The 12,270-nt window shown below is 68.1% G+C and carries 10 protein-coding genes and 1 tRNA gene; 8 read left to right on the top strand and 3 right to left on the bottom strand.

Annotated features, from left to right (window positions below; genetic code table 11):
- Positions 1-45: 45 nt before the first annotated feature.
- The 4 genes from ACFY3D_RS33690 to ACFY3D_RS33705 all read left to right on the top strand — a co-directional run bounded on the left by ACFY3D_RS33690 (position 46) and on the right by ACFY3D_RS33705 (position 5,433).
- Positions 46-1,431, top strand: coding sequence for a sensor histidine kinase (locus tag ACFY3D_RS33690; RefSeq protein ID WP_389987171.1), 1,386 nt, complete (start codon positions 46-48; stop codon positions 1,429-1,431).
- Positions 1,432-1,625: 194 nt separating this feature from the next.
- Positions 1,626-2,828 carry an acyl-CoA dehydrogenase family protein gene (locus ACFY3D_RS33695; protein WP_389987174.1) on the top strand — a complete coding sequence of 401 codons (1,203 nt, stop codon included), beginning with the start codon at positions 1,626-1,628 and terminating at the stop codon, positions 2,826-2,828.
- A gap of 172 nt (positions 2,829-3,000) precedes the next feature.
- Entirely contained in the window at positions 3,001-4,176 is a 1,176-nt protein-coding gene (locus tag ACFY3D_RS33700; protein ID WP_389771697.1) for an acyl-CoA dehydrogenase family protein, read from the top strand.
- A gap of 156 nt (positions 4,177-4,332) precedes the next feature.
- Positions 4,333-5,433 (top strand): acyl-CoA dehydrogenase family protein, encoded by a 1,101-nt coding sequence (locus ACFY3D_RS33705; RefSeq protein WP_389987177.1) that lies wholly within the window; start codon positions 4,333-4,335, stop codon positions 5,431-5,433.
- 7 nt (positions 5,434-5,440) lie between these two features.
- On the opposite strand, the gene ACFY3D_RS33710 is transcribed toward ACFY3D_RS33705, so the two are convergent.
- Positions 5,441-6,043 (bottom strand): TetR/AcrR family transcriptional regulator, encoded by a 603-nt coding sequence (locus ACFY3D_RS33710; protein ID WP_389771703.1) that lies wholly within the window; start codon positions 6,041-6,043, stop codon positions 5,441-5,443.
- A gap of 226 nt (positions 6,044-6,269) precedes the next feature.
- On the opposite strand from ACFY3D_RS33710, the gene ACFY3D_RS33715 reads away from it, so the two are divergent.
- Positions 6,270-7,007, top strand: a complete 738-nt coding sequence (locus ACFY3D_RS33715; RefSeq protein WP_389987180.1) for an NERD domain-containing protein — start codon at positions 6,270-6,272, stop codon at positions 7,005-7,007.
- Between the two features lie 151 nt (positions 7,008-7,158).
- Here ACFY3D_RS33715 and ACFY3D_RS33720 read toward each other — a convergent pair whose 3' ends face one another.
- On the bottom strand, positions 7,159-8,520 hold the full coding sequence (locus ACFY3D_RS33720; RefSeq protein ID WP_389987183.1) for a VWA domain-containing protein: 1,362 nt from the start codon (positions 8,518-8,520) through the stop codon (positions 7,159-7,161).
- 115 nt (positions 8,521-8,635) lie between these two features.
- Positions 8,636-9,487 carry an AAA family ATPase gene (locus ACFY3D_RS33725; protein WP_389987186.1) on the bottom strand — a complete coding sequence of 284 codons (852 nt, stop codon included), beginning with the start codon at positions 9,485-9,487 and terminating at the stop codon, positions 8,636-8,638.
- A 134-nt stretch (positions 9,488-9,621) separates the two neighbouring features.
- On the opposite strand from ACFY3D_RS33725, the gene ACFY3D_RS33730 reads away from it, so the two are divergent.
- The 3 genes from ACFY3D_RS33730 (at position 9,622) to ACFY3D_RS33740 (ending at position 12,220) form a co-directional block, all read left to right on the top strand.
- A tRNA-Lys gene (locus tag ACFY3D_RS33730) sits at positions 9,622-9,695 on the top strand.
- Between the two features lie 304 nt (positions 9,696-9,999).
- Positions 10,000-10,227: a KTSC domain-containing protein gene (locus tag ACFY3D_RS33735; protein ID WP_389987189.1), complete on the top strand. Its 228-nt coding sequence runs from the start codon at positions 10,000-10,002 to the stop codon at positions 10,225-10,227.
- Between the two features lie 139 nt (positions 10,228-10,366).
- Entirely contained in the window at positions 10,367-12,220 is a 1,854-nt protein-coding gene (locus tag ACFY3D_RS33740; RefSeq protein ID WP_389987192.1) for an ATP-dependent endonuclease, read from the top strand.
- The last annotated feature ends 50 nt before the right edge of the window (positions 12,221-12,270 follow it).

Consider the following 12,270-nt stretch of genomic DNA (forward strand, 5'->3'; position numbering starts at 1 on the left):
AGTCGTCACAGGGGGTGTGCGTCTGGCCGTGAGGAGAGGATCAAGGTGAGCACGTGGCACCGGTGCTCCATCAGGACCCGCCTGACCGTGATGGCCGGCGCCGTCATGGCGCTGCTCTGCACTGTTGTCGCGGTGTTCGCCCTACTGGCGGTACGGGAAGCCTCTGTCGAGGATCGGACACAACGGCTCGCTAACCACGCTGTGGAGATGGCCAGGCAGATACGCCACGGCGGCATATCTCCTCACCTGTCGACGAAGAGGCGCAATGAGGCGATTCAGGTGTTCGACCCGGCCGGCACGCTGGTCACCGCCACCTCGGGCTTCGAGGCGCTTGAGCCGCCGATAAGCAACCTTCGCCCCGATGTCGACTCTTATGTGATTGCGCGGTTGTGTGAACTGCATGCGTTCCCCGGCCAGTGCAAGATCGTGATCTCCTACCCCCTGCACAGGGCCGACGGTGTCTGGCTGCTCAACATGGCCGTCGACGATGTCCCCTGGCACGTGGACCCTCGGCTACTGATCTCGATCGCCGCCGGCTGGCTTTTGCTGGTCGGGGCGACCACGGCGGGCACCTACCGGACCGTGAGCAAGACCCTGGAGCCGGTGGGCGCGATCAGCGGCAAGCTCGCCCAGATCACCGCGAGTGATCTCGGCCACCGGGTGCCGGTACCGAAGTACCAAGACGAGCTGCGAGACCTCGCCCAGACCGCGAACAAGACCCTGGACCGGGCCCAGTCGGCGGTCGAACAGCAGCTACGGTTCGCCTCGGACGCCTCCCACGATCTGCGCAACCCGCTGGCCGCCATGCGTGTGCAGATCGACGAGGCCCTCATGTACCCGCATGAGACCGACTGGCCGCGAACGGCGAACGCACTGCTGGAGAGTGTGGAACGGCTTCAGGACTTGGTCACCGACCTGTTGCAGATCGCCCGGCTGGACGCGGGCATCAGCGGCCGGCGCGATCCCGTCGACCTGACCGGCCTGGTGGCGGCCGAGCTGGACCGGCGGCCACGCCGGGTCGCGGTGATCCGCCACCTCACCCCCGGCGTGATGATCAACGGAGAGCGGATCGGCCTGGCCCGGTTGCTGAACAACCTGCTGGACAACGCCGAACGCCACGCCGACTCCGCCATCACGGTCACTCTGGCGCTGGAGGCGGGCACGGCGGCGCTGGAGGTGTGCGACGACGGCGAGGGCATCGCCCCCGACCAGCGGGAGGTCATCTTCCGGCGGTTCGCGCGCCTGGAGGCCTCCCGCAGACGGGACGCCGGCGGCACGGGGCTCGGCTTGCCGATCGCCCGGCAGATCGCCGAAACCCACGGCGGCACCCTCACCATCGAAGACAGCCCCCGTGGCGCACGGTTCGTGCTGCGCCTGCCCGGCTATGCCGCACCCCCCGCGGATCACGTTCACCTGCCGATGGAGGCGTGACCAGGGTCGAGGAACCGGCGGACAGAGCCGGTCGCCGCCTGGTGGGGGCAGACCATCGCCTCTTTCCGGCGTGCTTGCTCCGCTCCTCCTCGGGGGTGGCGAAGAAGACAGGATCCATGGGGTTCGGGGTAGGGGGTGTGTCGACAGGCATACCGTCCGGTCGGTACTCTCGCGGGAGACTGTGAGGAGGGTCCATGGATTTCGCGTTCGACGCCAAGACCGAGGAGCTGCGGGGACGGCTGCTCGGTTTCATGGACGAGTGTGTGTATCCGGCGGAGGAGGCATTCGAGGCCCAGGCCGCCGAGAGCGGGTGGGCCAGCCCGCCGCTGATGGAGGATCTCAAGGAGGAGGCGCGCAGGCGGGGCCTGTGGAACCTCTTCCTGCCGGGTGAGCACGGTGCGGGCCTGACCAACCTGCAGTACGCGCCGCTGGCCGAGATCATGGGCCGCTCGCCGAAGATCGCTCCCACCGCGACCAACTGCGCCGCCCCCGACACCGGCAACATGGAGGTCCTCTCCATGTTCGGCGACGAGTGGCAGCGCAAGGAGTGGCTGGAGCCGCTGCTGCGCGGCGAGATCCGGTCGGCGTTCGCGATGACCGAGCCCGACACCGCCTCCTCCGACGCCACCAACATCGCGCTGTCGATCGTGCGGGACGGCTCGGAGTACGTCGTCAACGGCCGCAAGTGGTTCGCCTCCGGCGCGATGAACCCCAAGTGCGCGATCTTCATCGTGATGGGCAAGACCGACCCCGAGGCGTCCTCGCACCGGCAGCAGTCGATGATCCTGATGCCGCGCGACACGCCCGGCATGCACATCAAGCGCGGAATGCACGTCTTCGGCTACTCCGACTCCGACCACGGCGGACACGCCGAGATCGTGTTCGAGGACGCCAGGGTGCCGGTCGACAACCTGATCGGCGAGGAGGGCGGCGGTTTCGCGATCGCCCAGGCACGCCTCGGACCCGGCCGCATCCACCACTGCATGCGGCTCATCGGGATGGCCGAGCGGGCCGTCGAGATGATGTGCCTCCGCACCCTGTCGCGGAGCACGTTCGGCAAGCCGATCGCCCAGCAGGGCGTCGTCCAGGACTGGATCGCCGAGTCACGGGTGAGGATCGAGCAGCTCCGCCTCCTCGTGCTGAAGACCGCCTGGCTGATGGACACCGTGGGCAACCGGGGCGCCCACGCGGAGATCCAGGCCATCAAGATCGCCACGCCGCGCGATGTGGAGTGGATCCTGGACAAGGCCGTCCAGGCCCACGGCGCCGGAGGCGTGAGCCAGGACTTCCCGCTGGCCGCGCTCTGGGCCGGAGCGCGCTCGCTGAGGCTGGCCGACGGCCCGGACGAGGTCCACAAGCGCTCCCTCGCCTACCGGGAGCTCAAGAAGCACATGTGATCCGGCGTCGCCCGTCGGCCGTCCCGTACGCCAGGGGGATGGTGTCTCCGACGTGGGGAGCACGGTCGGCGGGCGGTGCGAGGCGTTCCAAGGCCGGGTGTGGGGTGCGCGAACAGACGCGAGTCGGCCAAGATTGACGCGGGTCGACGGAGATCGACGAAGGGAGCCGTTCGTGGCGCTGGACGAGAAGGCGGTGAGGGAGCGCGCCGCCGCGTTCCTGGCCGGGCACGACCCCGCCGGGGATCGGTTGGAGTTCCTGAGGGCCAGGTTCGACGCCGGACTCGCCTGGGTGCACTTCCCCGAAGGGCTCGGCGGGCTCGGAGCCGCACGCGAGCTGCAGAACGTGGTGGAACGCGAGCTGGAGGGGACACCGCAGCTCGATCTCGGGGTGCAGACGATCGGGCTGGGGATGGCGGCGCCCACGATCCTGACGTTCGGCACCGACGAGCAGCGCGCACGGTTCCTGCGTCCGCTGTGGACGGGCGAGGAGATCTGGTGCCAGCTCTTCAGCGAGCCCGGTGCCGGTTCCGACCTGGCCACGCTCGGCACCCGCGCGGTGCGGGACGGCGACGAGTGGGTGGTGGACGGACAGAAGGTGTGGACCTCCGGCGCCCACCACGCCCGGTGGGCGATCCTGGTCGCCAGGACCGACGTGGACGTGCCCAAGCACCGGGGACTCACGTACTTCGTGTGCGACATGCACGCCCCCGGGGTCGAGGTGAGGCCGCTGCGGCAGATCACCGGCGAGGCCGAGTTCAACGAGGTCTTCCTCACCGGCGTACGGCTCGGTGACGACCTGCGGCTGGGAGAGGTCGGCGACGGCTGGCGGGTCGCGCAGACCACGCTGATGAACGAGCGGGTCGCCATCGGCGGCGCGCCGGTCCGGCGGGGCGGCGGCATGGTCGGCCTGGTCACCGAGACCTGGCGCTCCCGGCCCGAGCTGCGCACCCACGACCTGCACCAGCGGCTGCTGCGCCTGTGGGTGGAGGCGGAGGTGACGCGCCTGGCCGGGACGCGCCTGCGCGAACAGCTCTCCGCCGGGCAGCCGGGGCCCGAGGGCTCCGGCATGAAGCTCGCCTTCGCCGACCTCAACCAGGCCCTCTCAGGGTTGGACGTGGAACTGCGCGGCGAGGAGGGCCTGGTCTACGACGACTGGACCTTCCGGCGCTCCGACACCGTCGACTTCTTCGGCAGGGGTCCCGGATACCGCTACCTCCGCGCCAAGGGCAACTCCATCGAGGGCGGCACCTCGGAGATCCTGCGCAACATCATCGCCGAGCGCGTGCTCGGCCTTCCCTCGGAACCCCGCGTCGACAAGGACGTGCCCTGGAAGGATCTTCCGCGATGACGGGAACGGGCTCGACGCGGTGAGCGGAGCGGGTCGCGTGGTGCATGAGGAGCGGTGAGCGGTTGTGACGGGAGTGAACCCGACGCGGTGAGCGGAGCGGGTCGCGAGGTACGAGTGGTCCGCGTGGTCCGCGTGGCGAATGAGGAGTGGTGAGCTGTGACGCTGCTGTACACCGAGGTCGAGGAGGAGCTGCGCGCCTCCGTACGGGATCTTCTCGCGGACCGCTGCGGGGCCGCCGCCGTGCTGAGGCGGGTCGAGTCCGGGACGCCGTACGACATGGACCTGTGGAAGACGCTGTCGCGGGAGATCGGGGTCGCGGGCCTGCTCGTGCCCGAGATCTACGGCGGGGCGGGGGCGTCGGCGCGGGAGGTCGCGGTGGTGCTGGAGGAGCTGGGGCGGGCGGTGGCGCCGCTGCCGTTCCTCACCGGTTCGGTGCTCGCGACCAAGGCCCTGCTGCAGGTCGGCGAGGAGGATCTGATCCAGGAGCTCGCCTCGGGGGAGACGACGGCGGCGCTCGCGGTGTCGCTGGCGGCTTCGCCGTACCGGCCGCTGCCGGAGACCGTCACCGCGGACGGGGGGATCCTGAACGGCGAGGTGAGGGCGGTGGCGGGCGCGGAGGTGGCGGACGTGCTGCTCGTGCCGGTCGGAACGGCGCTCCACGTGGTGGAGGTGGCGGATGTCCGGATCGAGGTGGTGCCGTCGCTCGACCTGACGCGTCCGGTCGCCACCGTCACGTTCTCCGACACTCCCGCCGGTGAGGCGATCGGCCGGCTCGACGTGCGGCGGGTGCTGGGCTTCGGCGCGGGACTGCTCGCGTCGGAGCAGCTCGGGGTCGCCGAGTGGTGTCTGAGCACGACGCTCGCCTACATCAAGGAGCGTCGGCAGTTCGCCCGCCCGGTGGGGTCCTTCCAGGCGATCAAGCACCGGATGGCCGATCTCTGGCTGGACGTGGTGCGCGCCCGCGCCGCCGCGAGGAACGCGGCCGACCTGCTCGCTGTGGACTCGGGATCGCCCGGTGGGCAGGAGGCGGTCCGGGATCGCGAGCTGGCGGTGGCGGTGGCCGCGTCGTGGTGCTCGGAGGTGGCGGTGCGGGTCGCCGAGGAGAGCGTGCAGCTGCACGGCGGGATCGGGATGACCTGGGAGCACCCCCTGCACCTCTATCTCAAGCGCGCCAAGTCCGCCGAGGTCGCGCTCGGCACTCCCGGTGCCCACCGGGACGCCCTGGCGGCTCTCGCGGACCTGCCCGCGCCGGTCTGACCGGAGGTCAGGCGGGGAGCGTCCGCTGGTTCGGGCGCAGCGAGGTGAGCAGCAGGTCGGCGAAGTGCGCCCCCAGCTCGGGGCCGGAGAGCGCGCCCTCCGCGCTGTACCAGGTGCCCAGGTGGTGGACGGAGCCGAAGAAGAAGTCGACGACGATGTCGGCGGGGATGTCGCTCCTGAAGGTGCCCTCGCGCTGTCCCTCGGTGACCAGGTCGCGGAAGCGCTCGTGATAGCGGCGCCGCTCGGCGCGTACGACCTTGCTGGTGTCGGGCGCGAGCAGGTGCATCGAGCGGAAAAAGATCTTGAAGTCGTCCAGGTTGTCGACTGTGGTCGTCACGACGTCCGCGGCGGCGGAGTACAGACGCTCGGACACCGGCCCCGGGCCGTCGGCGAAGTGCGTCAGACGCTCCATCTGCAGGCGCAGCACCCGCCCGTAGATCTCGTGGAGCAGGTCGTCCTTTGAGTCGAAATAGTGGTACATGGCGCCCTTGGTGACGCCGGCCGCCGAGACGACCTCCTGCACCGACGTGCTCTCGAAGCCCTGCTCGGCGAACAGGCGGGTGGCCTCGCTGAGCAGGCGTTGTCGTACCGGCTCCTGGTCCTGAGTCATGCGTCCCCCATGGTGTGGTGTGGGAAAGCATACCGACTGGTCGGTTACGTCGCCGGTGACTGGCGAATACGTGTTACTTGCGTCACCTTCGCGGCTCAGGGATGGCTGGAGCCCCCGGTTGGGTATTTCATAGTCTAAGGATCTTCAATGTGGCAGGTCCCCCCACCCTTCTCCTTGCCGACCGTTTCAGCCATGGGGGTTCGCTATGCCGGGCGGATCTATCTACGTGACGCCGGTTGACCAGGTCCACGGCCTGTCGCCGCAGGTCATGTACGAGCAGTTCTGGATCAAGGAAGTCGTCCACCGCAGGAAGGTGCGCGCGGTCAAGGCCGCGGCGGGCCTGGTGGTGGGCGTCGCGCTCGCCTACCGGTTCGGCCTGTCCCCGGTGATCCTCGGGCTGCTGGGCGGCCTGCTCGTCGCGGGCGCGGACACGTACTGGACCTGGAGGCAGTACGACGCCACCGCCGTCTGGCGCGGCAAGCGCAGAGGCGAGACCATCACCGCCAGGCTGCTCCGCCGCAAGCTGCGCAGGGCGGGCTACCAGATCCTCGAAGGCCGGGCGATTCCCGGAAAGGCATCGGTCGACCACCTCGTCATCGGCCCCGGTGGCGTCTGGGTGGTGGACAACGAGGCGTGGGACCCCGACACCGAGATCGCTCGCTACGGCGACCGGTTGTTCCTGGGCGAGAAGTACGGCACGAAGGTGGCCAAAGCGCTCGTGGAGGTCGCCGATTCGCTGGCCGAGGTGCTCTCCCGCGAGTCGGGCATCCCCGTCACCATCGAACCCCTCATCGCCGTGCACGGCGGGGAGATCAGGCGGTCGGTCACCGCGGAGGGGATCACCCTTCTCAAGCCCCGCCTCGTCTCGCGCTGGATCCTGCAGGGCCCCCGGGCCGATTTCGACGAGGCCCAGGTCGAGGTCCTGGCCAGGACCGCGGCCCGGGTGCTGCGCCGGATGAGCTGAGCGCGCCCGGCCCGTTCTCCGGACGAGTTCCTGAGTGCGTCCGGCCTCTTCGGACAGGGTCCTCAACGCACCCGGCCCGTTCTTCGCACAGGATCCTCAACGCGTCCGGTTCGTTCTTCGCACAAGGTCTTCAGCGTGCCTGGCCCGTTCGTCAGACGAGGTCCTCGATGAAGGCCGCGAGCTGCTCGACGTTCCGGCACTCGTGCATCGGCACGATCCCGCCGTACGCCGTCGCCAGCGAGTCGCCGCTGTCCCACTGGTTGGTCGGCTCCGGATTGAGCCAGTAGGAGTGCCGGGCGCCGTCGGCCAGGCGGCGCAGTGTCTCCAGCGCGGGCGGCCGGTAGTTGGACCGGGCGTCACCCAGGATCAGCAGGGACGTCTTCGGCCCGATGGCGTCGCCGTACCGCTCGGCGAACGTCTCCAGCGCGTTGCCGTAGTCGGTCCGGCCGAACCGCACCATGTCGGCCTCCTGCGTGAGCCGGGTCATCGCCTCCACCACGTCCGCGCCCGGCACGAAGAACCGGGTGATCTCGTCCACGGTGTCCACGAACCCGAACGCGCGCACCTTGGTGAACTGCTCGCGCAGCGCGTACGTGAGCAGCAGGGTGAAGTGCGCGAAGGAGGCGACCGAGTCGCTGGTGTCGCAGAGGATCACCAGCTCGGGCTTGTGCGGCCGGCGCGGCCTGTTGAAGGTGGTGAGCGGCACCCCGCCGCTGGACAGCGAGGCCCGTACGGTCCTGCGGAAGTCGAGGCGGCCACGGTGGCCGAGCCGGTGCTTGACCGTGAGCCGGGCGGCGAGGCGGCGGGCGAGCGGATGCACCTCCCGGCGGAGCCTCGCCAGGTCGGCCTTGGTGATCCGCAGGAAGTCGAGCCGCTCAAGCGGAGGGCGTACGGAGGCGCGGGCGATCCGTTCGATCCCGGAGTCCTCGGCGATCCGGCGGCGCACCTCCCCTGAGACGGCCTCCTTGAAGCGCTCGGTGTTCTCGGTGATCCGCTGCCGGGCCACCTTCTCGGCGAGCCCGCCGCGCTCCCGGCCCGCGAGGACCTCGGCGAGCAGCCGCGCCATGAGCGTCTCGGGGGAGAGCGCCCGCATCACCGGGTAGGAGAACCAGTTCTGCCTGCCGGGACCGGCGGGCACGCGGCCGAAACGCTCCACCATTACCCGTGCGAACTCGTTCATGCCCTCGGCGCCCAGCAGCAGCTCGGCGAGCCGGTCGCGCAGCTCGGGAACCTCGGCGCTCTCCAGGTCCGGCAGGTCGGGGTCGGCCTCGCGCGGCGCGCGCAGGCCGGTCGTCGAGGCGGGGAACCACAGGTCGAACAATGTGTCGAAGCCGGGCCGGTGCGAGGGGCGCTTGACCAGCGTCGCGGCGTACGCCGCCCGCAGCGACTCCCGTTCGGTCAGGTCGATCACCTCCAGCGCCCTGGCCGCGTCCAGCCCCTCGGCCGGCGACACCGGCAGCCCGGCCTCGCGCAGCGCGTGCACGAACCCCACATGCCGGTCGAGCAGGCTCACCCTCGGCCCCCCGCCCCGCGAAGAGCGCCGCCCACGCCGTGAGCCGAGCCTCTCGCGCCGTGGACCGGCTCTCGCGCTCCGTGGAGCGGGTTTCCCGCGCCGTTTCTCGTGCCCTTCACAGAGCGAGTTCCTTGCGGGCGCGCGTCTGGTCGGAGGCGTGCTTGAGGACGACGCCGAGGGTCGCCCCGATCGCCTCCTCGTCCAGCTCGGTCCTGCCCAGCGCGAGCAGGGTGTTGGCCCAGTCGATCGTCTCGGCGATCGAAGGCGACTTCTTCAGCTCCAGGGCACGCAGGGTGGCGACCGTGCGGGCGAGCTGCTCGGCGAGGCTCGCCTCGATCGCGGGCACCTGGGCGAGCACGATGTCGCGCTCGCGTTCCGGCGTCGGATACTCCAGGTGCAGATACAGGCAGCGCCGCTTCAGCGCCTCGGAGAGCTCGCGGGTCGCGTTCGAGGTCAGCACCACGTACGGCTTCCGTACGGCGGTGATCGTGCCGAGTTCGGGGATCGTCACCTGGTAGTCGGACAGGATCTCCAGCAGCAGCCCCTCCACCTCGACGTCGGCCTTGTCGATCTCGTCGATCAGCAGGACCGTCGGCGTCTCCGAGCGGATAGCCGCGAGCAGGGGCCGCTCCAGCAGGAACTCCTCGGTGAAGATGTCGTCGTGCGTGGCGTCCCAGTCCTCACCCTGACCGGCCTGGATGCGCAGCAGCTGCTTCTTGTAGTTCCACTCGTACAGGGCCCTCGCCTCGTCCAGCCCTTCGTAGCACTGCAGCCTGACGAGCCGGGCGCCGGTCGTCGCCGCCACGGCCTTGGCCAGCTGGGTCTTGCCCACCCCCGCGGGCCCCTCGGTGAGCAGTGGTTTGCCGAGTGCGCCCGCCAGGAAGACCGAGGTCGAGATGGAGTCGTCGGGGAGGTAGTCGGCGGCGTCGAGCCGCTCTCCGGCGTCGCTCGGTGAGGCGAACCACATGTGTGCTCCCAGGACAGGACCGAATGTTGTTCTACCTTAACCGGTGATCATCGTCGGCCGCCGTCCGCCCTCGGCCGGCGGCCGTCACGATTTCGAGGCCACGCCCGATGTGCGCTATTGTTCAAGGGCTTCAAGCGCCGCTAGCTCAGTTGGTTAGAGCAGCTGACTCTTAATCAGCGGGTCCGGGGTTCGAGTCCCTGGCGGCGCACAACATCGTGGCCAGCGCATCCTTTGATTACAGGGGGTGCGCTGTTCGCGTTTCCGATGCACCGATCCATGTCGTTTTCCACCCGATGTTTGCTCCATGTTGGCTCCAACGCCGCCTCCTCGGCACAAACGATCACCCGGGCGCTGCCACGGCGGCCCTGATCACGTCATGATCCTCGCGAAGCTCCTTATCCGCACCCGACGGCGTCAGACGAAGATCTCCGCAGGCAGCCCAGACGGGCTCCGCACCATGCGCCACACTCGCCCGGCGTGTCTCCAAGATTTGATCATGTCTATGGTGAAACATGGGCACAGTGTTTACTCCCATAGCCTCCGATCACCTGCAGGGCGTCCACTATGAGCCAGCCACGAGCGTTCTGCTGATCCGCTTCAGCGACGGCTCGGTTTATCAGTACCGAAATGTCCCTTCTAGCCTTTTTCGGAAGATGCTCGATGCCCAACCACATCCCTGGTCGGCGGTGGGCCGGGAATTGAGGGACAAGGTGCGCTATGGCGGAATCCGAGTCTCTTGAGCGAGATCCTCACGGATGCTTTATGGTGTTTCGGATGTGTCGGCTGTTGAACCCGATTCGCGGGGGAAAAGTCGTGACGTGAGGTTCAGGATCGCTCACAGAGCCAGGATGCCTGGCATGGAACAGATGGTGGGACGCAGTGCAGCTGAGGGCTTTCTCGATCGAAGGATTCCGGTCGCTCACCCACGTGACCGGGATTCCTGTGAGTGGGCCGACCATCCTCGCCGGGCACAACGATGGAGGGAAGACCGCGATCCTGGATGCCCTGGCCTTCCTTCTCGGCACGTACAAGCCGACCGATGATGATCGGACGTACGAGGTCGGCCCGCCTGAAGCCACCGAGGTGTCCCATAGGCTCTCCAGATGCGGCTCGACCCTTGTGGAGGGCGATTTCGACCTCGATGCCTGGGAGCGCGCCGAATTCCTGTTGCCAGCAAGTCTGCGCCTCCGTAGAGTCCTGAACAAGGATGCCACCACGCGGTACGAGTGCTGGCTGCCCGTCCCGGACGATAGTCGACTGCACGACCTCCAGAGCCAGCTCGCCCCTGCGCTCAAGGAACTCGCCAGGGAATTCGGGCTGGAGACTGCCAGTAGCAGAAAAGCGGATGTGGCGAGCGCACTACGCGTCTACGCGGCGGAGAACTCGAGCTCCGAGGGCTGGATGCCGGCCCCCGCAGCTCTACTCAGGCGGCTCCCGCGCCTCCTCTGCTTCGACGGGAGGACGCCGAAGCCCGAGGACGCGATCAAGACGGCTCTCATGGGCAAGCTCAAGGAGCACATCGCTGACGAAGCGGTCTCCGGCAACATCGCAGACATCGAAAAGCAACTCCAGGAAAGGGTCCGCACGGACGCGAAGTCGCTGTGCGACCACATCCGCGAACGCTGCCCGGATCTGAGCGAAGTCTCCGTCGACCCCGAGATCTCCCTGTTCCACAACTTCAGCGCCGCTTCCCTGAAAATCTCGCGCAAGTCGGGAGAGCCGGTGCGGCTCGACCGATCCGGGCAGGGAAGCGCCCGCCGCATCTCGCTCGCCATCTGGGAGTGGACGAGCGAAGTGCTCTCCGAGGAGGCGAACAGCGCTCCATCCGTCAATCTCGATGAGGGCGGCGAACCCACTCCGCCTCCGCTCCAGAGCATCATCGTCTACGACGAACCAGACACTCACCTCGACTACGACCACCAGCGCAAGATTATGCAATTGATCCGCGAGCAGAGCGCCATCCCGAACGTGCGGGTGATCGTCGCCACGCATTCGATGAGCCTCATCGATGGCGTGGACATCTCCGACGTCCTCAACCTGCGTCTGGACAACGAGCGGACCGTGATCGAGCGACTCGGCGCGGACGAGCACGACGAGATCGACCGACACCTACGCGAGATCTCTGCCTCGGTCGGTCTCCGCAATACCGTCCTACTTCATGAGCGGTGCTTCCTCGCCGTCGAGGGCGATACGGAGCAGCAGTGCATCCCACTCCTCTTCCACCGATCGGAGGGCCTGTCCCTCCAGGCTGCGGGCGTGGCGCTGTGGGCCTGCGGCAACAATGAGGGAGCGTTCCTCCTGGCGCAGTACCTGGTGAAGCACGGACGATCGGTGTTGCTCATGGTCGACTCCGACAGCGATTCCCTGAAGATGTTCAAGGAGGACAACCTCATCAGGGTGTTCGGCAAACAGAAGGATAAGATCGTTAAACTTGTCGGGGACGAGAAAGTCCGTGAATTGGAGGCTCTCTTCTCTGACGAGACGTGGGCGTCTGTCGCTAACCAAAAATGGCCCTGCGAAGGTGGCTGGTCACCCTCTGACTTCGCGGCACTCCGCTACGAGAGGAAATTTAGCAAAGCGGTCGAGATGAAACTTAGGGAAAGAAGCGAGTTCGGCCCGAGCGGGAAACCCGAGATGATGTATCACCTGGCATCCTCTCTCACCAGGCCAGAGGATGTTCCCGCACAGCTACGGGAGGTCTTTTCCCAGCTCAGGGAGCTGGCTGGGCGATAAGCCCGGCCCCTGGCACCACCCGATTCCGACTGGTACGCCTCGCAAGCATC

Source organism: Streptosporangium sp. NPDC000509, from assembly GCF_042898365.1.
In the GTDB taxonomy this organism is placed as follows: domain Bacteria; phylum Actinomycetota; class Actinomycetes; order Streptosporangiales; family Streptosporangiaceae; genus Streptosporangium.

What these genes read in the sequence shown, in the direction of transcription:
- ACFY3D_RS33710 (WP_389771703.1), bottom strand. Translation starts at nt 6,043, where the DNA reads ATGACTCAGGACCAGGAGCCGGTACGACAACGCCTGCTCAGCGAGGCC.
- ACFY3D_RS33735 (WP_389987189.1), top strand. Translation starts at nt 10,000, where the DNA reads ATGGGCACAGTGTTTACTCCCATAGCCTCCGATCACCTGCAGGGCGTC.
- ACFY3D_RS33725 (WP_389987186.1), bottom strand. Translation starts at nt 9,487, where the DNA reads ATGTGGTTCGCCTCACCGAGCGACGCCGGAGAGCGGCTCGACGCCGCC.
- ACFY3D_RS33695 (WP_389987174.1), top strand. Translation starts at nt 1,626, where the DNA reads ATGGATTTCGCGTTCGACGCCAAGACCGAGGAGCTGCGGGGACGGCTG.